This is a genomic window from Xanthobacter sp. 126 (assembly GCF_000526175.1).
Lineage (GTDB): Bacteria > Pseudomonadota > Alphaproteobacteria > Rhizobiales > Xanthobacteraceae > Xanthobacter > Xanthobacter aminoxidans.
On the sequence record NZ_JAFO01000001.1, the window covers coordinates 617,162 to 642,699 of the forward strand.

General features: G+C 68.9%; 30 protein-coding genes. 13 read left to right on the forward strand and 17 right to left on the reverse strand.

The window, feature by feature from the left end; translation table 11 throughout:
* Nucleotides 1–24: 24 nt before the first annotated feature.
* On the forward strand, nt 25–384 hold the full coding sequence (locus tag XAN126_RS0102775) for a tRNA-binding protein (RefSeq protein WP_024277078.1): 360 nt from the start codon (nt 25–27) through the stop codon (nt 382–384).
* Between the two features lie 3 nt (nt 385–387).
* Here the strand turns inward: XAN126_RS0102775 and XAN126_RS0102780 are convergent, their stop codons facing one another.
* The 4 genes from XAN126_RS0102780 to XAN126_RS0102795 all read right to left on the reverse strand — a co-directional run bounded on the left by XAN126_RS0102780 (nt 388) and on the right by XAN126_RS0102795 (nt 4,077).
* Nucleotides 388–1,254, reverse strand: a complete 867-nt coding sequence (locus XAN126_RS0102780; RefSeq protein ID WP_024277079.1) for a tRNA nucleotidyltransferase — start codon at nt 1,252–1,254, stop codon at nt 388–390.
* A 67-nt stretch (nt 1,255–1,321) separates the two neighbouring features.
* Nucleotides 1,322–2,668, reverse strand: a complete 1,347-nt coding sequence (locus XAN126_RS0102785) for an ATP-binding protein (RefSeq protein WP_245272344.1) — start codon at nt 2,666–2,668, stop codon at nt 1,322–1,324.
* A 44-nt stretch (nt 2,669–2,712) separates the two neighbouring features.
* Entirely contained in the window at nt 2,713–3,426 is a 714-nt protein-coding gene (locus XAN126_RS0102790; RefSeq protein ID WP_024277081.1) for a response regulator, read from the reverse strand.
* A gap of 90 nt (nt 3,427–3,516) precedes the next feature.
* Nucleotides 3,517–4,077: a MarR family transcriptional regulator gene (locus XAN126_RS0102795; RefSeq protein ID WP_024277082.1), complete on the reverse strand. Its 561-nt coding sequence runs from the start codon at nt 4,075–4,077 to the stop codon at nt 3,517–3,519.
* A 208-nt stretch (nt 4,078–4,285) separates the two neighbouring features.
* Here XAN126_RS0102795 and XAN126_RS0102800 point away from each other — a divergent pair, with 208 nt between their 5' ends.
* Both XAN126_RS0102800 and XAN126_RS0102805 read left to right on the forward strand, forming a co-directional pair.
* Complete coding sequence (locus tag XAN126_RS0102800; RefSeq protein WP_024277083.1) at nt 4,286–5,179, forward strand: branched-chain amino acid aminotransferase; 894 nt, start codon at nt 4,286–4,288, stop codon at nt 5,177–5,179.
* A gap of 112 nt (nt 5,180–5,291) precedes the next feature.
* Nucleotides 5,292–6,074, forward strand: coding sequence for a phosphatase PAP2 family protein (locus tag XAN126_RS0102805; protein ID WP_024277084.1), 783 nt, complete (start codon nt 5,292–5,294; stop codon nt 6,072–6,074).
* Nucleotide 6,075: 1 nt separating this feature from the next.
* Here XAN126_RS0102805 and XAN126_RS0102810 read toward each other — a convergent pair whose 3' ends face one another.
* The 6 genes from XAN126_RS0102810 to lgt all read right to left on the reverse strand — a co-directional run bounded on the left by XAN126_RS0102810 (nt 6,076) and on the right by lgt (nt 11,307).
* Complete coding sequence (locus XAN126_RS0102810; RefSeq protein WP_024277085.1) at nt 6,076–7,029, reverse strand: ribose-phosphate pyrophosphokinase; 954 nt, start codon at nt 7,027–7,029, stop codon at nt 6,076–6,078.
* 164 nt (nt 7,030–7,193) lie between these two features.
* Nucleotides 7,194–7,883: a hypothetical protein gene (locus XAN126_RS0102815; RefSeq protein ID WP_155982197.1), complete on the reverse strand. Its 690-nt coding sequence runs from the start codon at nt 7,881–7,883 to the stop codon at nt 7,194–7,196.
* A gap of 158 nt (nt 7,884–8,041) precedes the next feature.
* Nucleotides 8,042–8,593 (reverse strand): alpha/beta hydrolase, encoded by a 552-nt coding sequence (locus XAN126_RS0102820; RefSeq protein WP_024277087.1) that lies wholly within the window; start codon nt 8,591–8,593, stop codon nt 8,042–8,044.
* Nucleotides 8,594–8,609: 16 nt separating this feature from the next.
* The gene (gene pgeF / locus XAN126_RS0102825; RefSeq protein ID WP_024277088.1) at nt 8,610–9,377 is read right to left on the reverse strand and encodes a peptidoglycan editing factor PgeF; all 768 of its coding nucleotides are present in this window, start codon (nt 9,375–9,377) and stop codon (nt 8,610–8,612) included.
* Nucleotides 9,374–10,492: an SAM-dependent methyltransferase gene (locus XAN126_RS0102830; protein WP_024277089.1), complete on the reverse strand. Its 1,119-nt coding sequence runs from the start codon at nt 10,490–10,492 to the stop codon at nt 9,374–9,376. Before XAN126_RS0102830 ends, pgeF begins: the two co-directional genes overlap by 4 nt.
* On the reverse strand, nt 10,489–11,307 hold the full coding sequence (gene lgt, locus XAN126_RS0102835; protein WP_024277090.1) for a prolipoprotein diacylglyceryl transferase: 819 nt from the start codon (nt 11,305–11,307) through the stop codon (nt 10,489–10,491). Before lgt ends, XAN126_RS0102830 begins: the two co-directional genes overlap by 4 nt.
* A gap of 410 nt (nt 11,308–11,717) precedes the next feature.
* Between lgt and XAN126_RS25955 the strand changes: the two genes are divergently transcribed.
* From XAN126_RS25955 to XAN126_RS0102865, 5 genes are all read left to right on the forward strand, one after another.
* The gene (locus XAN126_RS25955; RefSeq protein ID WP_024277091.1) at nt 11,718–12,032 is read left to right on the forward strand and encodes an accessory factor UbiK family protein; all 315 of its coding nucleotides are present in this window, start codon (nt 11,718–11,720) and stop codon (nt 12,030–12,032) included.
* Nucleotides 12,033–12,374: 342 nt separating this feature from the next.
* Nucleotides 12,375–12,875 carry a YbjN domain-containing protein gene (locus XAN126_RS0102850; RefSeq protein WP_024277092.1) on the forward strand — a complete coding sequence of 167 codons (501 nt, stop codon included), beginning with the start codon at nt 12,375–12,377 and terminating at the stop codon, nt 12,873–12,875.
* 164 nt (nt 12,876–13,039) lie between these two features.
* Entirely contained in the window at nt 13,040–13,876 is an 837-nt protein-coding gene (proC, locus tag XAN126_RS0102855) for a pyrroline-5-carboxylate reductase (protein ID WP_024277093.1), read from the forward strand.
* A 30-nt stretch (nt 13,877–13,906) separates the two neighbouring features.
* On the forward strand, nt 13,907–14,572 hold the full coding sequence (locus tag XAN126_RS0102860; protein ID WP_024277094.1) for a TetR family transcriptional regulator: 666 nt from the start codon (nt 13,907–13,909) through the stop codon (nt 14,570–14,572).
* A 51-nt stretch (nt 14,573–14,623) separates the two neighbouring features.
* Entirely contained in the window at nt 14,624–15,127 is a 504-nt protein-coding gene (locus XAN126_RS0102865) for a YaiI/YqxD family protein (RefSeq protein ID WP_024277095.1), read from the forward strand.
* A 3-nt stretch (nt 15,128–15,130) separates the two neighbouring features.
* On the opposite strand, the gene cowN is transcribed toward XAN126_RS0102865, so the two are convergent.
* Both cowN and XAN126_RS0102875 read right to left on the reverse strand, forming a co-directional pair.
* Nucleotides 15,131–15,460, reverse strand: a complete 330-nt coding sequence (gene cowN, locus XAN126_RS0102870; RefSeq protein WP_024277096.1) for a N(2)-fixation sustaining protein CowN — start codon at nt 15,458–15,460, stop codon at nt 15,131–15,133.
* A gap of 142 nt (nt 15,461–15,602) precedes the next feature.
* On the reverse strand, nt 15,603–16,403 hold the full coding sequence (locus XAN126_RS0102875; RefSeq protein ID WP_024277097.1) for a PAS domain-containing transcriptional regulator: 801 nt from the start codon (nt 16,401–16,403) through the stop codon (nt 15,603–15,605).
* A gap of 203 nt (nt 16,404–16,606) precedes the next feature.
* On the opposite strand from XAN126_RS0102875, the gene XAN126_RS0102880 reads away from it, so the two are divergent.
* Genes XAN126_RS0102880 through der form a run of 3 tightly spaced genes read left to right on the forward strand, consistent with a single transcriptional unit; the run spans nt 16,607 to nt 19,036 of the window.
* The gene (locus tag XAN126_RS0102880) at nt 16,607–17,296 is read left to right on the forward strand and encodes a tetratricopeptide repeat protein (RefSeq protein ID WP_024277098.1); all 690 of its coding nucleotides are present in this window, start codon (nt 16,607–16,609) and stop codon (nt 17,294–17,296) included.
* 51 nt (nt 17,297–17,347) lie between these two features.
* Nucleotides 17,348–17,608 carry a hypothetical protein gene (locus tag XAN126_RS0102885; protein WP_024277099.1) on the forward strand — a complete coding sequence of 87 codons (261 nt, stop codon included), beginning with the start codon at nt 17,348–17,350 and terminating at the stop codon, nt 17,606–17,608.
* Nucleotides 17,609–17,650: 42 nt separating this feature from the next.
* Nucleotides 17,651–19,036, forward strand: coding sequence for a ribosome biogenesis GTPase Der (gene der, locus XAN126_RS0102890; RefSeq protein ID WP_024277100.1), 1,386 nt, complete (start codon nt 17,651–17,653; stop codon nt 19,034–19,036).
* Between the two features lie 70 nt (nt 19,037–19,106).
* On the opposite strand, the gene XAN126_RS0102895 is transcribed toward der, so the two are convergent.
* Both XAN126_RS0102895 and XAN126_RS0102900 read right to left on the reverse strand, forming a co-directional pair.
* The gene (locus XAN126_RS0102895; RefSeq protein ID WP_024277101.1) at nt 19,107–20,234 is read right to left on the reverse strand and encodes a CmpA/NrtA family ABC transporter substrate-binding protein; all 1,128 of its coding nucleotides are present in this window, start codon (nt 20,232–20,234) and stop codon (nt 19,107–19,109) included.
* The gene (locus tag XAN126_RS0102900; protein WP_024277102.1) at nt 20,231–20,821 is read right to left on the reverse strand and encodes an ANTAR domain-containing protein; all 591 of its coding nucleotides are present in this window, start codon (nt 20,819–20,821) and stop codon (nt 20,231–20,233) included. Before XAN126_RS0102900 ends, XAN126_RS0102895 begins: the two co-directional genes overlap by 4 nt.
* Before the next feature lie 248 nt (nt 20,822–21,069).
* On the opposite strand from XAN126_RS0102900, the gene XAN126_RS0102905 reads away from it, so the two are divergent.
* Entirely contained in the window at nt 21,070–21,984 is a 915-nt protein-coding gene (locus XAN126_RS0102905; RefSeq protein ID WP_155982198.1) for a hypothetical protein, read from the forward strand.
* Between the two features lie 69 nt (nt 21,985–22,053).
* On the opposite strand, the gene rplS is transcribed toward XAN126_RS0102905, so the two are convergent.
* The 3 genes from rplS to rimM form a co-directional block, all read right to left on the reverse strand.
* Nucleotides 22,054–22,473 (reverse strand): 50S ribosomal protein L19, encoded by a 420-nt coding sequence (gene rplS, locus XAN126_RS0102910; protein WP_024277104.1) that lies wholly within the window; start codon nt 22,471–22,473, stop codon nt 22,054–22,056.
* A 104-nt stretch (nt 22,474–22,577) separates the two neighbouring features.
* Nucleotides 22,578–23,291 carry a tRNA (guanosine(37)-N1)-methyltransferase TrmD gene (trmD, locus tag XAN126_RS0102915; protein WP_024277105.1) on the reverse strand — a complete coding sequence of 238 codons (714 nt, stop codon included), beginning with the start codon at nt 23,289–23,291 and terminating at the stop codon, nt 22,578–22,580.
* Nucleotides 23,292–23,337: 46 nt separating this feature from the next.
* Nucleotides 23,338–23,892, reverse strand: a complete 555-nt coding sequence (gene rimM / locus XAN126_RS0102920) for a ribosome maturation factor RimM (RefSeq protein ID WP_024277106.1) — start codon at nt 23,890–23,892, stop codon at nt 23,338–23,340.
* Between the two features lie 179 nt (nt 23,893–24,071).
* Here rimM and XAN126_RS0102925 point away from each other — a divergent pair, with 179 nt between their 5' ends.
* Complete coding sequence (locus tag XAN126_RS0102925) at nt 24,072–25,520, forward strand: FAD-binding oxidoreductase (protein WP_024277107.1); 1,449 nt, start codon at nt 24,072–24,074, stop codon at nt 25,518–25,520.
* Nucleotides 25,521–25,538 lie beyond the last annotated feature (18 nt).

Consider the following 25,538-nt stretch of genomic DNA (forward strand, 5'->3'; position numbering starts at 1 on the left):
GAGGTATCGCAGCAGCAGGCCGCCATGTCCGACGAAAGCCCTTCCGCCCCCGTCATCACCTTCGACGACTTCCTGAAGGTGGATATCCGCGTCGGCACTATCGTGGCCGCCGAACCCTTTCCGCAGGCACGGAAACCCGCCTTCAAGCTGACCATCGATTTCGGTCCGGAGATCGGTGTGAAGCGGTCTTCCGCCCAGATTACAGTGCATTACACGCCGGAAGATCTGGTGGGCCGGCAGGTGGCGGCGGTGGTGAATTTCCCGCCCCGCCAGATCGGCCCGTTCATGTCGCAGGTGCTGACCCTCGGCTTTCCCGACGAGGACGGCGCGGTGGTGCTGATCTCGCCGAGCCTTAAGGTGCCGGACGGCGGCCGCCTGTTCTGATCCTCACGCCTCTTCCCAGCGCTCGGATTTGAACGCGGTAGCAATGGCTTGCGCGCGGGCGAGCGCGATGTCGTCGGCGTCGCGCCCGCCTTCATCGATGCTGGCACAGGCGTCGCGGGCGGCGCGCAGCAGCTCCACCTTCGGGTGGGTCTCGCCCATGCGGTCGCCGTGGCCGAAATAATCGCAGGTGGCGACCAGCAGCAGCGCCTCGAACAGCTCGGGATCGCGAAAGGCGCCGGTGCGGTCGAGCATGGCGGCCAGCGGCCCGGCGCGCACCGGCGAGGCGCGTTGCACCCGCTCGCATTCGTGCAGGGACAGGAGTGCAAGGTCGCGGGAGCGCTCGGGCACGTCATAGCGGTCACAGGCGGCCGCGATGCGCGGGATGGCGCGCTCGATGTGGCGATAGTGCACGGGCAGATGCTCGCGCGGAGAATCCGATTTCCCGGCGTGCATCAGCAACAGGGCGACCCGCACCTCCAGAGGCGCCGCCCTTCGCCCCGCCTCGTTGAGCGAGGCGACGAGGAGGACCCCGAGGTCGATCTCGTCCGCGGTGTCGGTGATCTGCGGGATGCCGAAGACCGCGGAGGTTTCGGGGAAGAGCTGTTCCAGCACGCCGCATTCGCGCAGCGCCTTCACCATGGCGCCTGGCCGCGCGCCCATCAGCCCTCGGGAAAATTCCGCCCAGATGTCGCCGGGAGCGAGGCCGTCGAGCGCCCCGACCTCCATCTGCTCGAACATCAGGTCGAGCGTCTCCTCGTCCGCCTCGCTCCCCTCGGCCAACAGCGCGGCGAGGCGCAGCAAAGCGAGGCCCGGATGGGTCTGGGCGAAATCCGAGGGCTGAAAGGGCGGAGGCGGGGGCAGCTTGTCCATCCCTCCAGTGGACCATCAGCCGGCGAAGAGGGGCAAGCCCAAGCTTCGGGCATGCATAAAGAATGAGCTAGACCGGGATGCGCACCGTCGCCCTGAGGCCCCCCATGGGGCTGTCGGAGAGCTGGATGTCGCCGCCGTGGGCGCGGGCGATGTCGCGGGCGATGGAGAGGCCGAGGCCGGAGCCGCCGGCATCCTGGTTACGCGCATCGTCGAGGCGCAGGAAGGGGCGGAATACCTCCTCGCGCTTCTCTTCGGGAATGCCGGGTCCGTCGTCATCCACGGTCACGATCAGGTAGCGCGCATCCCGCGTGCCGGAGATGGCAATGCGGCGGGCGTGGCGCACGGCGTTGTTCACGAGGTTGCCGATGCAGCGCTTGAGCTGGTCGGCCTTCACCTCCACCAGCGGCGGGCCCATGAAGCTCGCGGTGGCGGTGGCGCCGTCGCGCTCGGCATTGAGGCGCAGGTCCTCGATCAGCTCGCCCATGTCGGTGAGGGCCGCCTGCTCGCCGGGGTCGCCACGGGCGAAGGCGAGGTAGGCTTCCAGCATGCCCTGAAGCTCGTCCACGTCCTTCTTCAGCGCCTCGCTTTCGCCCTCCGGCAGGAAGGCCAGTTCGAGCTTGAAGCGGGTGAGGATGGTGCGCATGTCGTGGGAGACGCCGGCGAGCATGGTGGTGCGCTGCTCGATCTGCCGCTCGATGCGCCGCTTCATCTCCAGGAAGGCGATGGCGGCCCGCCGCACCTCGCGGGCGCCGCGCGGGCGGAAATTCTCCACGTCGCGGCCCTTGCCGAAGGCCTCGGCAGCATCGGCCAGGTTCTCGATGGGGCGGATCTGGTTGCGCAGGAACAGGATGGCGACGGCCAGCAGCACCAGCGAAGTGCCCACCATCCACAAGAGGAAGATGTGGGAGTTCGAGGCGTAGGCGGCGTTGCGCGGGGCGAAGATGCGCAGCACCGCGTCATCCATCTTTACCCGCACTTCGATGAGCATGGAGCGGCCCACGGTGTCGAGCCAGAAGGGCTGCTTCAGCCTGAGGCCGATCTCGCGGGAAAGAGCGGCGTCCAGCACCGAGAAGAAGGGCTTCGGCCCCGGCGGCGGCAGATCGGTGGGCGGCAGCACCGCCACGTTGAGCGAGAGATTGCGCGAGGCGAAGGTGCGCAGGGCGATGTGATCGTTGGTCTTCGGCAGGAGATCGTAGAGCGAGACGACGGCGGAGATGTCCTGGCTGACGGCGGCGGAGAGGCGGCGCGTCACCACATTGTAGTGGCGCTCCATGAACACGAAGGCCAGCACCGACTGCAGGATGACCATCGGCGTGACGATGATGAGCAGAGAGCGCGGATAGAGCCCCTTGGGCGTCACCCGGTTGAACCAGGCGGCGAAGCCGTTGGTGGTGTCCCTCAGCCAGACGAGCACCAGCTTCGCCCAGTGCCGGACACCCGAAGGGCTTTCCGCCACGCTCAAGGCGTCACCACCAGCCGATAGCCGATGCCGCGCACGGTCTGGAGATAGACGGGATTGGCGGGGTCACGCTCGAGCTTCCGGCGCAGGCGGTTCACCTGCACGTCCACGGCCCGCTCGCTCGCCGCCCCGCCGCCCGCCAGCGCGAGGCGCTGCACGGTATCTCCGGGCGCCTCGGCCAGCGCTCGAAGCATGTCGCGCTCGCGCTCGGTGATGCGCACGATCTCGCCGTTTCGGGTCAGCTCGCCACGCTCCAGATGGAAGGCGAACTCGCCGAAGCGCACGCTCTCGATGGCCTTCTGCGGCGGAGGGAGCGCGCGCTTGAGGATGGAGCCGATGCGCAGCAGCAGTTCGCGGGGCTCGAACGGCTTGGCGAGATAGTCGTCCACGCCGGCCTCAAGGCCGGTGATGCGATCGGCAGTTTCCGAGCGGGCGGTGAGCATGAGGATGGGAACGGCCGAGCCGCGCCTGATGTCGCGGGCGAGGTCGAGCCCGCTCTCGCCGGGCATCATCACGTCGAGGACCAGAAGGTCGAAGGCCAGTCCCTCCAGCCGCGCCCGCGCCTCGGCGGCGGAGGCCGCGGTGCTGACGCGATAGCCGTTTTCGGTGAGGAAGCGCGACAAGAGCGTGCGGATGCGGTTGTCGTCATCCACCACGAGCAGATGGGGGGCGTCGTCGGCGAGGGCGACGGATGCGGTCGCGGCCTCAGCCATGGCGCGGGGCCTCCCGGAAAGCGCGAAGGGTCATCTGGGTCTCGTTTCCTGGTGGACGCGCGGCAATGGCTGGATCGGTGCGGGATGCGCTCACCCGCGCCGCGCCCGGGCCGCGCGGTCTGCCCGCTCGATCAGTCGCTCCACGGGCACGCGATCCTCCGGGTCGATCATGGCGAGAAGAAAGCGCCGCACCGTGTCCCGGCTCTCCGGTCCGCTGGCCTCCAGCGCGGTCTCGATGCGCCGGCTCTGCAGGGCCACGAACTGGCGCGCCAGGGTCTCGCCCTTCGCGGTCGGAAACAGCAGGCGCTGGCGCCGGTCCGAGGCGCCGGCCCGGCTCTCGACGAAGCCTTCATCCACCAGTTCCCGCAGCACCCGGCCGAGGCTCTGCTTGGTGATGCGCAGGATGTCGAGCAGGTCGGTGACTCGCATCCCCGGATGCCGGTTGACGAAATGGACCACGCGATGGTGCGCGCGCCCGAAGCCGATGGGCGCCAGGATCTCATCCGGATCGGCCACGAAATCGCGATAGGCGAAGAACAGCAGCTCGACGAAATCCACCAGCGGCGCGGCCTCGGCCGCAGCAGGAGGGGGGGCATCAGCAGCGGTCTTGGGGGCGTCCGACAAAGCGAGCGCGGAATTTATGTCAGCCATGTTGACTTTTTTCGTTTTGATCGTTACCCAAAGAGCGTGTTCCACGAAATGATCGGTCGCGGGCATCGCCCGGCCGGTTCGGTCGTTTCGCGGCTTTGCCGGCTTTCCAAGCAGGCGTAAAGATATCCCCATGCGGGACCGCTGGAAAGCTGCGGTGACGCAGGGGGGAAGCCGCGCGCACGACGCGGTCTGAACAGGAGTTGAGAAGATGAGCGCTCAGGGTGTCCCCTTCGACCAACGCGACGGCTGGATCTGGTACGACGGCGTCTTCGTGCCGTGGGCCGATGCCAAGCTGCACGTGCTCTCGCATGGCCTGCACTACGGCAGCACGGTGTTCGAGGGTGAGCGCGCCTATGGCGGCGAGATCTTCAAGAGCGCCGAGCATTCCGAGCGGCTGCGCCTGTCGGCCGAGATGCTCGACTTCACCATCCCCTACACGATTGGCGAGATCGACGCCGCCAAGAAGGCGACGCTCGAGAAGAACGGCCTCGTCGACGCCTATATCCGCCCAGTCGCCTGGCGCGGCAGCGAGATGATGGGTGTCGCCGCCCAGAAGAACACCATCCACCTCGCCATCGGCGTGTGGGAGTGGCCGAGCTATTTCGATCCCGAGCAGCGCCTCAAGGGCCTGCGCCTCGATCTGTCCGAGTGGCGCCGTCCCGATCCGGCGACCATCCCCTGCCGGGCCAAGGCCGCCGGCCTCTACATGATCTGCACCATCTCCAAGCACCGGGCCGAGCGCCGCGGCTTCGCCGATGCGCTGATGCTGGACTATCGCGGCTACGTGGCCGAGTGCACCGGCGCCAACGTGTTCTTCGTCAAGGACGGGGTGATCCACACCCCCACCCCGGACTGCTTCCTGGACGGTCTTACCCGTCGCACCGTGATCGATATCGCCCGCCGCCACGGCATCGAGGTGGTCGAGCGTCACATCAAGCCGGAGGAGCTGGCCGATTTCTCGGAGTGCTTCATCACCGGCACGGCGGCGGAGGTGACCCCGGTCGGCTCGATCGCGGATTGGACCTTCACCCCCTCGGGAATCACGCATCAGCTGATGGATTCCTATTCCGCAGAGGTGCGCCCGAAGCAGCAGGCCGCCTGAGCGACCTCGCATTCTTCATGCGGAAAGGGCGGCGCCGGCATCGGCGTCGCCCTTTCCTTTGGGGGAGTTGACGCCCGCCCCGGCTCCGGCCAAACCTTGCCGGGTGAGCGATATGCCCCCTCCCTCCCTGCTGAAGCGCGGCCTTCACCGTCTCGAAGGCCTTCCCATCGTCGGCCCGCTGCTCGCCTCGGTGAGCACCATGGAGCGGGCGACGCTGGTCGTCGTCGGCTTCATCGCCTTTGCCTTCTATCTTTTCCTCGTCGTGGCCGACGAGGTGACGGAAGGCCCGCCCGGCAACCTTGACCGGGGCATCCTCCTCGCGCTGCGCAATCCCGCCGATCCGTCCGATCCCCTCGGTCCGCCCTGGGTGGAGGAGATGATGCGCGATCTCACCGCGCTCGGCGGCACAAGCGTGCTGACCCTGCTGACGCTGGCGGTGATCTTCTTCCTCATCCTCACCCGCAAGCGTCATGCGGCACTGCTCGTGGCGGTGTCGGTGGCGGGCGGCACGATCCTGTCGCAGGGCCTGAAATGGGGCTTCGACCGCCCCCGGCCGGACCTCGTGCCCCATGGCATGTCGGTCTATTCCCAGAGCTTTCCCTCGGGCCACGCCATGCTCGCCGCGGTGGTCTACCTGACCCTCGCGGCCCTGCTCGCCCGCACGCAGAAGCGCACGCGGGTGAAGCTGTTCCTCCTGGGTGGGGCGGCGGCGATCACCGTCATCGTCGGCATCAGCCGCATCTATCTGGGCGTGCACTGGCCCACCGACGTGGTCGGCGGCTGGGCGCTTGGCGCCGCCTGGGCTTCCACCTGCTGGCTCGTCATGCTGTGGCTGCAGCGCAAGGGCGAGGTGGAAGGAGAGGCGAACGGGTCGGGCGCCTCTCCTGGGGACTGAATCAGTCGAACAGGCTGGAGACCGATTCCTCATGCGCGGTGCGGGCGATGGCCTCGCCGATGAGGGTGGCGATGGAGACGACGCGGATGTTCCGCGCCACCCGCACGGCCTCGGTGGGCAGGATGGAATCGGTGATCACCAGTTCCTTGAGCTTGGACGCGGTGACGCGCGCCACCGCGCCGCCGGAAAGCACGCCATGGGTGATGTAGGCGGTGACTTCCTTGGCGCCGCGGGCGAGCAGCGCATCCGCCGCGTTCACCAGCGTTCCACCCGAATCGACGATGTCGTCGACCAGGATGCAGGAGCGGCCCTCCACATTGCCGATGACGTTCATCACCTCGCTCTCGCCCGGCCGCTCGCGGCGCTTGTCGACGATGGCGAGCTGGGCATCGATGCGCTTGGCGAGCGCGCGGGCGCGGACCACGCCGCCCACGTCCGGCGAGACCACCATGACGTTGGAGGTGTCGAACCGCTCCTTGATGTCCCGCACCATCACGGGCGCGGAATAGAGGTTGTCGGTCGGGATGTCGAAGAAGCCCTGGATCTGCCCGGCATGCAGGTCCAGCGTCATCACGCGGTCGGCGCCGGCGTGGGTGATGAGGTTGGCGACCAGCTTCGCGGAGATGGGCGTGCGCGGGCCGGGTTTGCGGTCCTGGCGGGCGTAGCCGAAATAGGGCAGCACCGCCGTGATGCGCTTGGCCGAGGCGCGGCGCAGCGCATCGATGATGATGAGCAGCTCCATCAGGTGGTCGTTGGTCGGGAACGAGGTGGATTGCACCACGAACACGTCCTGTCCGCGCACGTTCTCCTGAATCTCGACGAAGATCTCCATGTCCGCGAAGCGGCGGACCACCGCCTTGGTGAGCGGCGTCGCAAGATAAGCGGCGATGGCTTCAGCGAGCGCGCGGTTGGAATTGCCCGCGACGAGCTTCATGGGACCGTTCTCCGCTGACATTGGGACGCTCCGCCCGGCACCGGGCCTGATCGAAGGGTCGGAAACGAGACTTGTCCGGCTCTGATAGGCGGCCCGTCACAATGTTGTAAAGAGCCACGGCGTGGCAGAAGGCGGGGCCACCCCATCGTCCGCGTCGGCTGTTGCTGGAATGTCGTGCCGCCCGGTCAGTTCGCGGCGTATCCGAGGACCGTGCCGGACGTTTCGAGGGCCGCCACGGGCACTCCGGCGGGGTCGGGCCGGATCGCAGGCTCCGACGCCGCGGGCTTCTCCTCCTGCGCCGCCGGTGCGGCGGCGGTGGCCGTGGCAACGGGGGCGGGCGCCGTGCCGCCGACGCCGAGCGTCTCGGCGAGGCTGGCCATGGACTTGTCGGCGATGCGGGCGAGCACCTTGTCGTCGCAGGCGGCCCAGCCGTCCGAAACCTTGCCCTTCACCCGTCCGGCCGGCTCTTCGCCGGAAAGCCGGGCGACGCGGTTCTGGTTGCGGTCGTACACGTCCCAGGCATAGGCCACCGTGGCGCTGCCCTTCTGGACGTGCATGGCGAGGTAGCCCTTGACCCGGTAGGCGGCACCGCTGGAGCGGGAGGCCACAGCCACGCGCCGCGTCTCCGCCTCGGAATTGAGCTGGCCCACAAGCTTTTCGAAGGTGGCCTGGGGCGGCCCGTCGATGCTGTCGAAGGCGACCGCGCCGCCACTGCCGGAACTCGCCATGCCCGAGCCGTCGGTCTGGCAGGCGCCGAGGGCGAGGCACAGGGCCAGCCCGGCAAGGCGAAGTGGGGAGATGACGCGGCGTGCGGCGCGGGAAAAGCCCGCGTGTTCGGCTGCTGCGTCCTGAACCACTGCCTCTGATACCCGCATGACGGTTCCCGGCGTTGAGCTTGTCGCCGAAGGGGTAGCGGGAAATGGCGGGCGGGTCCAGAAAAACGGTTAAGGTGCGGTTAACGGCTGCAGGAAATGCCGGAAGGGCAGCGCCGGCCGCGTGATGTGGTTGATGGCTCCTTAAGCCTTGTCCTGCCTCAGTCCAGCGACTGGAGGAGACCGAGCAGGCGCACTGAGCCCTCCGGCCACGGTCCGTAGCCTGCATCTGCATTGATATGCCCCGCGTCGCCCGCATCGACGATCGCCGCGCCCCAGTCGAGCGCGAAGCCTTCGGCGCGGCGGTAGTCGCAGTAGGGATCAGTTCGGCTCGCAACCAGAACGGAGGGGAAGGGCAGGGGCGCCGTGGGCACCGGGGCAAAGCCGGCGATGGCGGGGTCGATGTCTGCCCGATGGAGGTCAGGCGGGGCAACAAGGAAGGCCGCCCTCACCTTGCCCGCCGGCAGCAGCGGCACGGCATGGATGAGGGTGGGCACCCCGAGGGAATGGGCGATCACCACCACCGGCTTTTCCGCTGCCGTTACCGCCTCGGCGAGGCGGCGCGGCCACTCGTTCGGGTCGGGCCGGTCCCAGTCGGCCTGCATCACCCGCCGGGCGGCGGAGAGGCTGCGCTCCCATCTGCTCTGCCAGTGGTCGGGACCGGAGCCCTGCCAGCCGGGGACGATGAGCAGGACGGCATCGGAGGATTTCATTGGCATTTCCGCAACGTCAGGCGAGGGTAATGGCGGCCATCAGCCGGCCGTAGTCCGGCTCCTTGCGGTGGGTGGTCCGGCGATAGGAGAAGAAGCGCTCTTCGTCCGTATAGGTGTCGAGGCCGAGGTCTTCCACCTGCCCCACGCCCGCCTGCTCCAGCCTGAGACGGATGAAGCCGGGCAGGTCGAACAGAGAATGATGCGCCCGGTCGGCGGGGGCGAAGAAGCGGGCGAAGCCCTTGTCCTCGGCGAGGAAACGCCCGACGAACTCCTCGCCCACCTCGTAGCTCGGCTGGCGGATCAGCGGCCCGATGACGGCGCGGATGTCGGCCCGCCGCGCGCCCAGTTCTTCCATGCGGGCGACGGTCGCGGCGACGATGCCCCCCACCGCCCCCTTCCACCCGGAATGGGCGGCGGCCACCACCCGCGCGCCGGGATCGGCGAACAGGATCGGCCCGCAGTCGGCGATGGAGATGGCGGCGGCGATGCCCGCCGTCGCGGTGACGACCGCATCGGCCTTGGGCGCGGTCTCGCGGGTCCACGGCTCGGTGGCCACGACCGCGTGGGCGGAATGGACCTGCCAGCAGGCGAGGAGATGCGTGGGCGCAACGCCCAGTGCCTCGGCCATGCGGGAACGGTTCTCCGCCACGGCAGCGGGATCGTCATTGGAACCGGTGCCGCCGTTGAGGCTGTGATAGATGCCCTGCGAGACGCCGCCCCGCCGGATGAAGAAGGCATGGCGGATGCCGGGCAGGGCGCTGAGCAGGGGCGCCTCGATCTTCATCGGTTGAACTCCTCGGACGGGTCGAACGCGGGCGGCGTGCCAAGGTGAGGATGGGCGAGCGCGAGCACCTTGAACAGCCGCCCCATCTCGCCATCCCCCGTTCCGGCGAGGCGGCGCGCTGCGGCGGCGACGGCGGCCGCTGCATTGGGCGCCGCATTGCGCATCAGCCGGTCGGCACGCGCGGCAAGGCCGAGGCGAGCAAGGAAATCGCCCTGCTCCAGCGGCCCGAACGCCTTCAGGCCGGCCTCCCGCCCCAACAGGGCAAGGCGGGCGAAATCCACATGGGCGGTGAGATCGGCCTCGCCGGGATCGGCAAGGGGATCGGCGAAGCGGTGGGCCTTGAGCGCTTGCAATGTGTCGCCATGGCCGCCGGCATGGCCGTAATCGATGGCGAGGGCGATCCCCCCCTCGGCCGCGATGCGCCCGGCAAGCGCGCGCGGGGGGCCGCTCTCCATCACTTCCAGCACGGCGCCCGGCGCGGGCGGCGGCAGGTGGGCGGCGCGGGCCGGCGCCATGCGGGAGGGGGCGGTGTCGAGGCCGAAGGTGAGTTGTCCCTGGGCATCGATGCCGACCTTGCGCTCATGCCAGCCCGCGTCGGTCCATATGTATTGATCTACCGGCAGGGCATCGAAGAACTCGTTGGCAAGCACGATAGCCGGCCCGGCGGGCACGTCCTCGATCCTGGCGTGCCATGAGACCCGCTCGCCGGTCCGCTCCTCATGCGCCGCGAGCTCACGCGCCTGCGCCTTGCGCAGCACCGGGCTCGTCTCCACCAGATGGATGCGCGCCGCTGCGCCGAACGCCGGAACGAGGCGCGCCGCGCGCAGGGCATCGGCCATGAGGGTGCCGCGGCCGGGGCCGAGCTCCACCAGCCGGAACGGGTCGGGTATGCCCATCTGCTGCCAGGCAGCCACCGCCCACAGGCCGATCAGCTCGCCGAACATCTGACTGATCTCGGGGGCGGTGGTGAAGTCGCCACGCGCGCCGAGGGGATCACGCGTCACATAATAGCCGTGCCGGGGATGGCCGAGGCAGAGAGCCATGTAGCGGCTGACGGGCATGGGGCCCTCGGCGGCGATCAGCAGCCGGATTTCCTCTTCGAGCGGCGTGGTCACGGCGCCGGCTTGCGCTTCAGCGCGTAAAGGAGCAGCCCGAGCCCGGCCAGCACCAGCGGCACCGAAAGCCACATGCCCATGGTGGTGCCGAAGGCGAGATAGCCGAGCTGCACGTCCGGCTCGCGGAAGAACTCGCCGATGATGCGGCCGATGCCGTAGCCCATGCCGAAGATGCCAGCGGCGACTCCGGGGCGCTTCAGCTCACCGCTGCGCACCACCAGAAGCATGATGAGAAAGAGGACGATGCCCTCGAGCCCCGCCTCGTAGAGCTGGCTCGGATGGCGCGGCAGCGGCCCGCCGTGGGGGAAGACGATGGCCCAGGGCACATCCGCCGGCCGGCCCCACAGCTCCCCATTGATGAAATTGGCGAGGCGGCCGAAGAACAGCCCGATGGGCGCCACGACGGCGGCAACGTCCAGCATCGAGAAGACCGGGATGCCGCGGGAGCGGGCGAACAGCACGAGGGCGAAGAGCGTGCCCGCCAGCCCGCCGTGGAACGACATGCCGCCCTTCCACACCGCGAAGATGTCCGCCGGGTTCTGGGCGAAGAAGGCCGGATTGTAGAACAGCACATAGCCCAGCCGGCCGCCGAGGATCACACCCAGCGTCGCCCAGAACAGCGCATCGTCGAGATCCTGCGGCGTCATGGGCGAGGTGCCGCCCCACAGAGCCGGCCGGGAGACCAGCCGCCGCGCCAGCAGCCAGCCGATGACGAGGCCGGCGATATAGGCGAGCGCATACCAGCGGATGGCCAGAGGGCCGACCTGGATCAGCACGGGATCGATGGCGGGGAAGGGCAAAGCGAGGGTGGGCATCGTTTCCCCGTATGGCGGCACCGGCGCCGTCATGTGCCGCGACCGGCCGGAGCGCGTCAAGCCGCTGGCGTGGGCGCCTTGGGTCGCGTCATGATTTCCCTTAAGTCATGTGGTGGCTCGGGGGCGAAACCGGAGGAGCAAGCCGCGGAAGCGCGGACTCTCAAGCGCAGTCACGAGGGCGAGGATGCGCTCCTCATTTCGCGCCAGCGCCAGCCGCACGGTACTTGGGGTGAGCCATTCTGGATCGGCTACAGTCGGGAAGGCTGGCGGCAGCGACCGTGGGAGGTAATCGTGCAATGTTGCGCTGCACCCTTGCGTCCTGCGCTCCCTGCCGCCATGTTCGGCCCACCGGTCTTGCCGGATCGATTTTGCCGTGACGGCACGCAGCTGCTTGGCCTCAGGAGGCTTCCATGACCCAGACCACCGGCCGCCTTTTCGACGAGATGGCGCGTCTCGTGAACGACGCCGCGGGCGTGGCCCAGGGGGTCCGCCGCGAGGCCGAGACGGTCATGCGGTCGCAGATGGAGCGCTTCCTGCGCGACATGGACCTTGTGAAGCGCGAGGAATTCGAGGCTGTGAAGGACATGGTCGCCGAGGCCCGCATGGAGAATGAGCGCCTCTCCGCCCGCATCGCCGTGCTGGAGGCGAACCTGCGCATCCACACCCATCCCACGGCTTCCGGCCCCACCGGCCCGGAGACCGAAGTGCCCGGCGGAGCTGCCTGACACCTTCCGCAGCGGAATATTCGGCGACATCCCGCCCCTGCGACAAAAGGGCACTGAACGGGTGGCGCACACACAATCTGTCGTAGCGGGGTAAACTTTACCCGCGATATACTGATTTTCGTGGCGATTCGGAGCCAGTTCGTCGTAGCGCTCGGATACGACGGGGCGCAGCCTCGCCAGGATGCTCTCTTGAAGGACACGCTCTTTCGGGACATGTCCTGACGGCGAGCCTCCGAACGGCACGCCGCCTGCGCATGCCCTGGCTACTGTCTGCCCGTGGCCTGTCACACGGAGTGCCGCTTTCGACCCTCTCCGCGTTCCTCACACCGCGAGGTCGAGGCCATGTCTCTCATCGACATCGAAGCCGATACGCCGGCGAACCCCGTTGATCTCGTGGAGCAGCTCGCTGCTCTGCGTGATTGGTCGTTCGAGCGCTCCGACGAAGACGAGATCACCCTCTCGCTCGCCAGCCGCTGGACGGACTGCCATGTCTCGTTCCAGTGGATGGATGAGCTTGAGGCGCTCCACGTGGCCTGCGCCTTCGACTTCAAGGTGCCGGAGGGGCGTCGCCCCGAGGTGCTGAAGCTCCTCGCTCTCGTCAACGAGCAGATGTGGCTGGGCCATTTCGACATGTGGTCCCAGGAAGGCGTCATCATGTTCCGCCATGCGCTCGTGCTGGCGGGCGGCGCCACCGCCTCGGACCGGCAGTGCGAGGCCATCCTCGATGCCGCCGTCGATGCGGTCGAGCGCTACTATCCCGCCTTCCAGTTCGTGGTCTGGGCCGGCAAGACCGCCCGCGAGGCCATGGACACGGCCATGTTCGAGACTGTCGGCGAGGCCTGAGCCGCGCCACCAGGGCCGGCGGCAGCCGGCCCTCCGGGTCCATGCTTTGGGTGCGATCCCCGCCGCCGGTGTGGCGCGGGGCGTGAGCCTTCTCTATGTGATGTCCTCTGCGGGGCCCGCGGGCGCGGACGTGCCTGCAGAACGGTCCGGTTCAAGAGGCGGTCATGAGCGAGAGCGTGCTGAAATCCCTGTCTGGTCCGGTGGTGCTGCTTGGCTGCGGCAAGATGGGCTCGGCCATGCTGGAAGGCTGGCTCAAGCTGGGGCTCCCGGCGGACAAGGCCGTGGTGCTCGATCCCAACCTGACGGCCGAAACGGCGTCGGCGCTCGTGGCCAAAGGTGTCTCGGTCAATCCCGCGCTAGACACTATCGCGGCGCCGTCGGTCCTGCTCCTCGCGGTGAAGCCGCAGGTCGCCCCCCAGGCGCTGCCGGCGGTCGCTTCGCTGGTGAAGCCGGGCACCCTTGTCGTCTCGGTGATGGCCGGGCGTACCATGGCATTCATGGGCGACATCTTCGGCGCGAATGCCGCGATCGTCCGCTCCATTCCCAACACCCCCGCCGCCATCGGTCGCGGGGTGAGCGTCGCGGTGCCCTCGCCGGGCGTGACACAGGCGCAGAAGGATCTCACCGCCGCGCTGCTCGGCGCCATCGGTATCGTCGAATGGATCGATGACGAGGCGCTGATGGACGCGGCGACCGCCGTCTCCGGCTCCGGTCCCGCTTATGCTTTCCTTCTCGCCGAGGTGATGGCGCAGGCGGGCGCGGCCGCCGGTCTGCCGGCGGAGCTCTCGGCCCGCATCGCCCGCGCGACTGTGGCCGGCGCGGGGGCATTGATGGACCAGTCCGATCTTTCTGCCGCGACGCTTCGCCAGAACGTGACCTCGCCGGGCGGCACTACCGCGGCAGCGCTGGCCGTTCTCATGGATGAAGGCCGCGGCTTTCCGCCCCTGATGGTGGAAGCCGTCGCCGCCGCCACCCGGCGCGGCAAGGAACTCGCCGGCTGAGGGCATCGTCTCTTAACGAGGAGTAGGGCCATGACTGCGGAGACCGCGCGCGAGGCCTGCCTGCGCAGATTTCTCGATCTTTTGGCCAAGAAGCCGTTTCGCGCCGTCTCGCTGTCCGAAGTAGCCGCGCATTGCGGCGTGCCGCTGGCGCAGATGCGCGCGTCGTTCGCATCGACCGATGATCTCCTCGCCGCCTTCTTCCGAACCACCGATCGGCAGGTGCTCGCCGAGGGCGGTCCGGACAGCGACGATCTGGCGGGGGAGGGGCCGCGCGAGCGGCTGTTCGAAGTGCTCATGCGCCGCCTTGATGCGCTGGAGCCCCACCGGGAGGCCGTGCGCGGCCTCTCCCGCTCCGCCCGCCGCGATCCGGCGCTCGCGCTCACGCTGCTGCGTCTCTCCGAGGGCTCCCAGCGCTGGATGCTGGCGGCGGCGGGCATCGATTGCGCGGGCCTGTCCGGCAGCGTCAGGGCCAAGGGGCTGGCTGTTCTGTTCGCCCGCGTGCTCGATACCTGGCTGAAGGACGAGGATCCCGGCCTGGCGCCCACTATGGCTGCGCTGGATCGCGAGCTGGAGCAGGGCGGCAAGCTGCTCGGGATGCTGGACGATCTCGCCTATATCGCCATCCCCTGGCGCAAGCGTCGCGCCTCGTCCCAGCCCGCCGACGCTCCGGCGGAGGAGCCCGCGTCCGCCGCCTGAGGCGGGCCGCCCCACCTTGCTCCCGGAACGACGGCCTGCCATGGGTCAGGCATGAGCGCCCCCCGCGAAGAGCCCATTGCCCTCTATATCGACGCCGACGCCTGCCCGGTGAAGGAGGAGGCGTACAAGGTCGCCTTCCGCCACCATATCCGCGTGCTGGTGGTGGCCAATGCGCCGCTCATGGTGCCGCGCCATCCTTTGGTGGCGCGGGTCATTGTGCCCGCTGGCCCGGACGCGGCGGATGACTTCATCGCGGCCCGTGCCTCGCGCGGCGACGTGGTGGTGACCGCCGATGTGCCACTCGCTTCCCGCTGCGTTGCCGCCGGGGCCTCCGTGATCGCGCCGGACGGGCGGCCCTTCACCGCCAATTCCATCGGCATGCAGCTCGCCACCCGGAACCTGATGGAAGAGCTGCGTTCGGCCGGTGCCGTCACAGGAGGTCCGAAACCGTTCTCGCCGCGCGCCCGGTCCGAATTCCTCTCCGCCCTCGATCTCGCCATCGTGCGGCTGAAGCGGGCCGGCTTCCGTCCCGCGCCGCCACCCGAGGCCGGGTAGCGATCAGAAGCACTCTTCCTCCAGCCTTTTCAGGTCGGTCAGCGCGACTTCGTCGTCGTGCTCCTCGAATAGCTCGACCATGTAATAGACGTGGGAATGGAGCAGCAGCAGCTTGTCGCAGATGGTGGCGCCGCCTGCCTCGGCGGCCGCCAGACGGGACTTGAAGCGGTCCCAGAAGGCGTTGCCATGGGCTGGGTCGTCGATGTAGCGAAATAGGTGCTTGAGCACCACCTTCATGTTCCCTTCGAAATCGATCCCCTGGAACGTCAGGTAGCGGTCCGGCGCTTCGAGCGCGAAGGGCAAAGCGGGAAAGCCGGCGGCAGCTTCGGTCATGCATCGTCCTCCATCGGGCGCCGAAGCGCGTCGAGGAGACCATGGGCGGTGAAGGGAGCCGGCTTCAAAGCGGAAGGCGCGGCCCACAAGCGTCCTGCGCCAACGGCATCAGGGCTGCACGAACGGCGGTCGGCGCCGCGCCTCAGACCCCCAGCCGCCGCCGGATATCCTCCACCTTGCCCCGGCTGACCGGAACCCGTGTCTCGCCGGCATCCGCCATGACGAGATGCCAGCCGCCGTCCTCACGCGCGGCGGCGCGGACGTGGCGCATGTTGACGAGAAAACGCCGATGCACGCGCACGAACTGCGCTGGATCGAGCCGGCGCTCCAGATCGGCGAGCGGCCGCGGGCAGAAGGCGGAGAAGGTGGCGGTGCGCGCCTCCGCATAGTGTCCCTGCGCCACCAGGAAGGCGACTTCGGTCACGTCGATGAGGCTGATGACATCGCCCTTGCCGCGCACCAGCGGGAGTTTCATCAGGGGGCACAGGGCCGCCATGGCCTCCGCGCCCGCCACCGCCAGCCCCTCCACCTCCAGATCGGCCCCGGCGGTGCGGCCCATCATGGGCGCCTCGACCAAGGCGTGGATCATCATAAGGAAACCGTCGGGCGAGGCGTCCGGTGTAGCCTCGAGCCGGCTGACCTTGGCGACTAGCGTGCCCATGGCGGTGGTCACCACGAGGGAAGAGGTGCCGTCCTGCGAGGCGCGGGCGCGCTCGATGAGAAAAGCCACCTTGTCCCGCGCCTCGCCGGGATGGAGCGAGAGGATATCCACACCCGCGAGCCGCTGCCCCGCCGGCGCGAGCAGCCGCAGCGCCACCGGATTGACCGAGCGGATGCGCAGATCCGTGTCGAGCAACACCACCCCCACCGGCGTGCGCTGGAGGCGGTATTCAAATGACTGTGCGGCGGCGAGAGACGGGTTCGCGCGGGATGTGACGGCCATAACTCCCGATCCGGTGCCCCATCGGGCGGGGGTATCCTACGCCGGGCGGCCCCCATGCCAAGGCCGAGCCGCCTCAAAAACGCCCGTTTGCCACGATGAGGCCGCATGGATACTTTACGCGCCCTCGTCCCGGTGCGGCGTCGCCGGCAAGGTCCTGCTTCGGCAGGCCATCCCCAAGTCCTGGATCCCGAAGCTCTCAGCTCATGACCGACATTTTTCACGAGATCGAGGAAGACCTCCGGCGCGATCGCCTGCGCAAGCTCTGGGACCGTTTCGGCGGCGTCATCATCGCCGCGTGCGTGCTGGTGATTCTCGCCGCTGCGGGCTGGAGCGGCTACCAGTACTGGCGCCATGAGCAGGCGGTGAAGGCCAGCGAGGCCTATGAGAGCGCCGTCGCCCTGTTCGATGCCGGCAAGATGCAGGAGGCCGAGGCCGCCTTCGCCGGCATCGCCAAGAGCGGGCCGGCCGGCTATCGCACCCTTGCTCTGTTCCGCGCCGCTGCCGCCGCCACCGCCCGCGACAAGGCGGCCGGCATCGCCGCCTTCGATGCCATTGCCGCCGACAATTCCGTGCCGCCGCTCGCCCGTGACCTCGCTTTGGTGCGCGCCGCCCTGCTGGTGGTCGATACGGCCGGCCTGCCGGAGGTGAAGCAGCGCATCGGCGGCATCGCCACCGGCGCCGGCCCGCTGCGTCATTCGGCGCGCGAGACGCTGGCGCTGGCTGAGCTGAAGGCCGGCGACCTTGCCGCCGCCAACAAGACCGCCACCGATATCACCACCGACAGCGAGACCCCGCCCGGTGTCCGCTCTCGGGCCGAGCTCATCCGGCGGCTCACCGCCTCGGCCACCGCCCCCGCGGGTGAAGTGGCCGCCGGCAGCGCGCCGACCCAGTGAACCCCTGTGAGGAGCTGCATGACCGCGACGCGCATGAGGAGGACAAGCTTGATGATGGCACGCCCTGTCACCCGCAGCCTGCGCCTCGCGCTCGCGCTCGGCCTCGCCTTGACGGCCGCCGGCTGCGAGACGCTGGAGAACCTCAACCCGTTCGACCAGAAGAAGCCGCCGGTGCCGGGCGCACGCACGCCTGTGTTCCCCAACGGGGTGCCCGGCGTCGACTATTCGACCGGCCTCGGCCAGCCGAGCAACGCCAACGCCCCCATCGACAATCTGCCGGCCACCCCTCCGAAGGGCCAGCCGCAGCAATGATCCCTCAGACCTGAAGCCGACCGCCGGCCGCGAGCCCATTTCATGACCTTTTCCCTGGCCATCGTCGGGCGTCCCAACGTCGGCAAGTCCACCCTGTTCAACCGCCTGGTGGGCAAGAAGCTCGCGCTGGTGGATGATCGCCCCGGCGTCACCCGCGACCGCCGCGAGGGCGAAGGGCGGCTCGGCGACCTCACCTTCCGCATCGTCGACACCGCCGGCCTCGAGGAGGCGACCCCTGCGAGCCTGGAAGGGCGCATGCGCGCCCAGACCGAGGCTGCCATCGGCGATTGCGACGCCATCCTCTTCATGATCGACGCCCGCATCGGACTGACCCCGACCGACCGCGCTTTTGCCGATCTCGTGCGCAAGGCCGGCAAGCCGGTCATCCTCGTCGCCAACAAGAGCGAGGGGCGGGGCGGCGAGGCCGGGACACTGGAAGCCTTCGGCCTCGGCCTCGGCGACCCCATCCCGCTCTCCGCCGAGCACGGCGAGGGCCTCTCCGACCTCTACGACGCCATCTGCGACGCTCTGCCTGAGCAGACGCGGCTGGAGGAGGACGAAGAGGAAGAGGACGACGCGGACGAGATCCCCGCCGAGGGGGAGGCCGAGCCCGAGAAGCCGCGCCGGCCCATCAAGGTGGCGGTGCTCGGCCGGCCCAATGCCGGCAAGTCCACCCTCATCAACAAGCTGCTCGGCGAGGATCGCCTTTTGACCGGCCCCGAAGCCGGCATCACCCGCGATTCCATCTCGGTGAACGTCACCTATGCCGGCATTCCGCTGGAGGTGTTCGATACCGCCGGGCTCCGGAAGCGCTCGCGCATCGACGACAAGCTGGAGAAGCTCTCCGCCGCCGACGCCCTGCGCGCCATGAAGTTCGCCGAGGTGGTGGTGATCCTCATCGACGCCACCCGTCCGTTCGAGGAGCAGGACCTGCGCATCGCCGATCTGGTGGCGCGCGAGGGCCGGGCCCTCGTCATCGGTTACAACAAGGCGGACCTCGTGCCGCGCGGCGGCCTCGCCACCCGGTTGCGCGAGGAGATCGACCATCTGCTGCCGCAGGTGAAGGGCGTACCCATCGTCCCCCTCTCCGGTCTCATGGGTCATGGTCTCGACAAGCTGGTGGCGGCCATCGCGAGCGCCCACAAGGTGTGGAACAAGCGTGTCGCCACCAATCCGCTCAACCGCTTCCTCCAGCAGGTGACGGAAAATCATCCGCCGCCGGCGGTGTCCGGGCGGCGGATCAAGCTGCGCTACATGACCCAGCCCAAGGCGCGCCCGCCGTCCTTCGTGCTGTTCTGCTCGCGCACCGATGCCGTGCCGGAGAGCTATATTCGCTACCTGGTGAACGGCATCCGCGAGACCTTCGATCTGCCCGGCGTGCCGATCCGGCTGACTCTGCGCGAGAAGGACAACCCCTACGCGGAATGAGCCTTTGTCACGCTCAGGCGCCGCGCGGGGCTGGGTGCCACGCTCAAACGCCGCGCGGGCTTGAGGGGCCTCAGCCCTTTAGAAAGGCGACCTGATCGAAGATCTCGCCGAACTGGGTGCCGACGCAGTCGGGCTCCGGGTGCTTCACCGGAACCGGTCCCACCGCCGCATCGAAGATGTCCGGCCGGTAAACCCCCATGGCTTCGCGCGCGGCATCGGCGGCGAATTCGCCCTGACCAGCGGCGACGATCTGGGCATACATCCACAGCGCATGGTCCGGCGCCGGCCGGTTGGCGCCATCGCGGTTGAGCACCAGATAGTCCGGATGCGACCTGAGCACCCCGCCCGGCGCGGTGTGGAGCCGGCCGTCCAGCGTGCGGCGGAGGATGTCGGCGGGCAGGTTGAGGTGGCGGGGCTCGCCCAGCAGCTTGGCAAGATCCTCATGGTTGGCCGGGTCTTCGCACCAGCGCGCAGCGACGTAGAGTGCGCGGACGAGCCGGTGCAGAACCTCCGGCTCGGCATTGGCGAAGCGGGCGTGGACGCCCAGCACCTTCTCCGGCACCCAGCCGAACAGCTCGGCGCCCAGCACTGCGATGCGGCCAACGTCTGAATCGACCGCCACCGAATTCCAGGGCGAGCCCACCGAGAAACCGTGGATGAGCCCGCCGCGCAGGCTTTCCGCCATGAAGGGCGGGGGCACCACCACGAGCCGCACGTCGCGGTCCGGGTCTACCCCGCCGGCCTTCAGGAAATGGCGGATAAGGTAGGTGTGGGTTGAGAAGGAATAGACCGCGGCGAACACCAGCGGGTCACGCCCCTCCGCCTTCCTCTGCCGCACCACCTTGCCCAGCGCCAGCGCCGCTCCGGGGGCGGTGGCGAGGTCTTCGCCCACCTCGCCCATGGCGGCATAGACGTGCTTGTCGATGGTGATGGCGCTGCCATTCAGGTTGAGCGCGAACGGCACCACCAGCGGCACCCGCACATGGCCGAGGCCGAGCGAGGAGGCGATGGCGAGCGGCCCCAGCATGTGGGCGCCGTCGAGGAGGCCGATATTCACCTTGTCACGGATGTTGGCCCAGGAGACCTCCTTGTGCAGGTCGATCTCGATGCCTTCGGCCATGGCGAAGCCGCGCTCCGCGGCGGCGATCAGCACGGCGGCGTCGGTCAGGGGGATGAAGCCGATGGCGAGGCGTCTCATCGCAGAAGCTCCGCGGCGGTGATGATGGATTGGGCGATGTCGACGATGCGCTTCTTCTCGTTCATGGCCGTGCGGCGCAGGAGGTGATAGGCGGCCTCCTCGTCGATGCCCTTCATCTTCATGAGCAACATCTTGGCCCGGTCGATGGCCTTGCGCTCTTCCAATTGGGTCTTCGCCTCCTCCAGCTCCGCCTTGAGGCGGGCGAAGGCGCGGAAGCGGGAGATGGTGGTCTCGAGGATCGGCTTCACCCGCTCCTTGCGCAGCCCGTCCACCACATAGGAGGCGACGCCCGCCTCGATGGCGTCCTCGATGGTCTTGCTGTCGGTCTGGTCCACGAACATGGCGACCGGCCGCTTCACTTCGCGGCTCACCTGGAACATCTGCTCGATGGTGTCGCGGGAGGGATCTTCGAGGTCGATCAGGATCACGTCCGGATCAATGGCGTAGATGCGCTCCAGGAGATTGTTGCGGCCGGTGATGCGCAGCACCGTCTCGAAGCCCGCCTCCTTGAGGCCCTCCTCCAGGATGGCGGCGCGCACGTCGCTCTCGTCGACGATCACGATCCTGAGGGTAAGGTCGTTCGCCATGGGTGTCCGGGCTGGGGCTGTCCGCTGGGGCTGACGGACTCGTACGATACCTCACCTTCCGGAGCCGGTGCGGTCAAGCCTTCCCGTGCGCCACGTTGCGGGCACCTGCGCGCCCCGCGCCATGGACCTTACCCCGAAGTCCTTCTAGAACGCGCGCGGTGGAGCACGGCGGCAGGCCGGCCTGCGGCGATCCGCTCCAGTTCGTTCCCGTCCCGGCCGTCGCCCCGCCGGGTCCTTTGAAGGCGTCCATGCGCGACCTTGCCGACTACGCCCCCGCCGAGTGGCTCGCGTTGACCCCGCTCGCCCACCGGCTGCGGCGCGCCCGCAACCTGCTGGTGGATCGCATCTATGCCCGGCGGCAGGCGCCGGGGCAGGCGGAAGTGGTGGCGCGCATCGCCGCCGAGCGGGCGCCGGTCGTCGCTTTCACGGTGGCGTTCAACCTGCCGCAGGCGGTGGATTTCCTCGCCGACGCCATGGCGCGCTTCCTGCCCAGGACGCCGCTGGTGGTGTGCGACAATTCCACCGATCCCGCCGCCCGCACGGCCATCGCAGCGCTGTGCAGGCGGCGCGGGCTCACCTACTGCCCCTTGCCGCCGACGCCTTATCGCGGCGCGCGCAACGGCTCCCGCTCCCATGGGGTCGCGCTGAACTGGATCTACGCGAACCTCATCCGCCCAGCCGCGCCGCGCGCCTTTGCCCTGCTGGACCACGACCTCATCCCGCTGGAGCCGACCGACCTCGCGGGACGGCTCGCGGGCCAGCCGTGCTACGGCATGGTACGGGAGGGGGAGGGCAATGACGCCTGGTACCTGTGGCCGGGCTATTGCGTCTTCGATTTCGCGGCGGTGAAGGCTCTGCCGCTCGATTTCGGCACCGACACGCCGCTCACCCTCGACACCGGCGGGCAGAACTGGGGCGTGCTCTATCGCCACCTGGACCTTGCTTCGCTCCGGACGTCGAGCCGCCGGCGGGTGCACCTCGCGGATCCCGAAACAGGCGAGATGGAGCCCTTCCTGCTGGCCGACGGCTGGCTGCATGTGGGCGGCGCGGGTCATCGCGGCGGCGGAGCGGGCGCGCTCCAGCGGGTGCGGGAGGCCTATGAGGCCGATCCCGAGGGGCTGATTGCGCGCCTTCGGGCGAGCCCGGAGCGGCTCGCCGCCTGAAACCGGCGCATAAAAAAGCGCCGCCAGCTGGGCCGACGGCGCGTTTCACTCAACAGAAAGGTCCGCGCCTCACTCGGCGGCGGCGGGAGCCTTGGCGCCCTTGGTCCTCTTGACCTTACCATCGGCGGTGCGGTCCTGACGCTCGGCGATACGGGCCGACTTACCGCGACGGTCGCGCAGGTAATAGAGCTTGGCGCGACGCACCTTGCCGCGACGGACTACCTTGATGGAATCGATCAGCGGCGAATAGACCGGGAACACGCGCTCCACGCCTTCGCCGTAGGAAATCTTGCGGACGGTGAAGCTCTCGTTCAGGCCACCGCCGGAACGGGCGATCACCACGCCCTCGTAGGCCTGCACGCGGGTGCGCTCGCCTTCGACCACCTTCACGTTCACAATCACGGTATCACCGGGCTGGAACTCGGGAATGGCCCGCTTCTCGGCGAGCTTCGTCGCCTGTTCGGCTTCGAGCGTCTGGATAATGTTCATTGTCGCCAACCTCTTGGTGCCGCTTCGGAGCATGTCGCCCCGGCGCCACGTCGTGTCGTTTTAAGTTAAGGGACGCGGCTCCATACAGGAGAAAAGGGGCGCTGTCATTCCCTTTCCGTCGTGGATCCGTCACGCGCCGGGGGAAGAAGGTCCGGCCGGCGCGCGCGCGTGACGGCCTCCGCCTCGGCCTGCCGCCAGCGGGCGATGCGGGCATGATCGCCCGAGGTCAGTACCTCAGGGATGCCTTCCCCCTCGAACAGTTGCGGCCGTGTGTATTGCGGATATTCGAGCAGTCCGTGGGAGAAGCTCTCGTCCGTGCCGCTCTCCGCCTTGCCCATGACGCCGGGAATGAGCCGTACGCAGGCATCGAGCAGCAGCAGCGCCGCCGCCTCGCCGCCTGAGAGCACCACATCGCCCACGCAGACCTCCTCGAGGCCGCGCGCCGCGACGATGCGCTCGTCCACCCCCTCGAACCGCCCGCAGAGGATGACCGCACCCGGACCCGCCGCCAGCTCCCGCACGCGGGCTTGCGTCAGCGGGCGGCCGCGCGGGGTCATCAGCAGGCGGGGGCGGGGATCATCGGGCGGGGAGACGGCGTCGATGGCGCGGGCGAGCACATCGGCCCGCATCACCATGCCGGGGCCGCCGCCGGCGGGGGTGTCGTCCACCGAGCGATGGCGGTCGAGGGCTTGGTCGCGAATCTGCCACGCCTCCAGTCCCCACAGCCCGTTCGCCAGCGCGCGGCCGGCGAGCGCATGGCCGAGTGGGCCGGGGAACATCTCGGGATAAAGGGTGAGGACGCTGGCGCGGAAGGTCATGGGGTGAGATGGGCGCTGGGCGGGGCGGGAGTCAAATCTGCCTGCCTCAGCCCTCCTTGTCCTCGCCCGCCTCGGGCTCGGGGTCGCGGCGCTCGACGAAGGCCTCGGCGATGACCACCCGGCCCGCCTTCACGTCCACCACCGGCACGGCGTCGCGGGAGAAGGGCACCATGAGCGTCTTCGCCCGGATGCCGGGGAGGGCAGGGGCATATTCGAGGATGTCGCCGGCGCCGAAATCGTGCAGCGCGACAACGGTGCCGATGCGCGCGCCGGTCTCGTCCTCCACCGCGAGGCCGATCAGGTCCGCATGATAGAAGGTGTCCTCGTCCTCCGGCGGGGGCAATGCCTCGCGCGGGACATAGAGGTCCACATTTGTCAGCGCCTCGGCGGCGGTACGGTCGGCGACGTTGGCGAGGCGGGCGACGAAATGGTCCTTGGCCGCGCGCAACGCCGTGATGCGATAGCGGGTGCGGCCGGTGGCGTCGGTGAGCGGATCGTAATCGAGGATCGCGGCCGGATCCTCGGTGAAGACGAACAGCCGCACCTCGCCCCTCACGCCATGGGGGGCGCCGATGCGGGCGACGAGGACGCGGTCGGTCATCTGATCTCCGGTGCAGTGCGCCTTCAACGGGTTGGCGGCGGCGGCAGCGGCTCTAGCTCTTATGTCCGGCTTTGCCAAGCGGAAGGCCCGCGCCCCATCCGCCGCGCGGCGCTTTCGCGCTCCCCCGAGGCCCATCGGATGCTTGCCCGGCGGCGGCGGCTGATGCACCTTGCGCCCCCATGTCGAGCCATGCCCCCCAACCCATCCTCCTCGATGCCGTCCGCCTCTCCGGCCTTCTGGACCGCATCGCCGCCCGTATCGGCGCAGCCCATGTGCGCACCGACGCCCACGACCTCGCCCCCCATCTGGTGGAGGGGCGGGGCCTCTACCAGGGAACGACCCCTGCACTGGTCGAGCCTGCCAACACGGAGGAAGTCGCCTTCGTGGTCGCCGCCTGCGCCGAAGCCGGCGTGCCGGTGGTGCCGCAGGGCGGCAATACGGGCCTCGTCGGCGGGCAGGTGCCGTTCGGCGCGCTACTGCTCTCGCTGCGCCGGCTGAACCGCGTCCGCGACCTTGATCCGGTGGACCTCACCGTCGTCGCCGAGGCCGGCTGCACGCTGTACCAGGTGCAGCAGGCGGCAGAAGGGGCGGGCTGCCTGTTCCCGCTCTCCATCGGCTCGGAAGGCTCCTGCCAGATCGGCGGCAACCTCTCCACCAATGCCGGCGGCACGGCTGTGCTGCGCTATGGCAATATGCGCGAACTCACCTTCGGCCTTGAAGTGGTGCTGCCGGACGGGCGCATCTGGAACGGCCTGTCGCGCCTGCGCAAGGACAATACGGGCTACGCGCTGAAGGACCTCTTCATCGGCGCGGAAGGCACGCTCGGCATCATCACCGCCGCCGTGCTGCGCCTGTTCCCCGCGCCGCGCGCCCGGGCGACGGCGTTGCTCGGCATCGCGGATCCTGAGACCGCGCTTTCGCTGTTCCGCCGCCTGCGCAATGCCGCCGGTGACAGCCTCACCGGCTTCGAGATCATGCCGGACTTCGGCCTGGAGATCGTGCTCAAGCACATGCCCGGCTCGGTGCGTGCGCTGGCGGAGCGGCATCCCTGGTACGTGCTCGCGGAACTCACATCCACCCGTCCCAACGACGACCTGTCCCAGCTCGCCCTCGACACGTTCGAGGCGGCGTTCGAGGCGGGTGAGATCGAGGACGCGGTGGTGGGCTCCTCGGAAGCCCAGTGCGACGCCTTGTGGAAGCTGCGCGAGGACATGTCCGACGCGCAGAAGTTCGAGGGCGGCTCCATCAAGCACGATGTCTCGGTGCCCGTGTCCAAGGTGCCGTATTTCATCGCCGAGGCGAACCGGCTGTGCGAGGCGCACATGCCGGGCATCCGGATCTGCGCCTTCGGCCACATGGGCGATGGCAACATCCACTACAACCTCAGCCAGCCCGAAGGCATGGACAAGGCGGCCTACCTCGCCACCTGGGAGGAGTTCAACCGCATCGTCCACGATCTCGTGGCCTCGCTGGGCGGCTCCATCTCGGCGGAGCATGGCATCGGCATCCTCAAGCGCGAGGAACTGCCCATGTACAAGGACAAGGTGGCGCTGGAACTGATGGCGGCCATCAAGCGCGCCGTGGACCCGCGCGGCCTCTCCAATCCCGGCAAGGTGCTGCTGGATTGAGGGACGCATAAGGCGCGG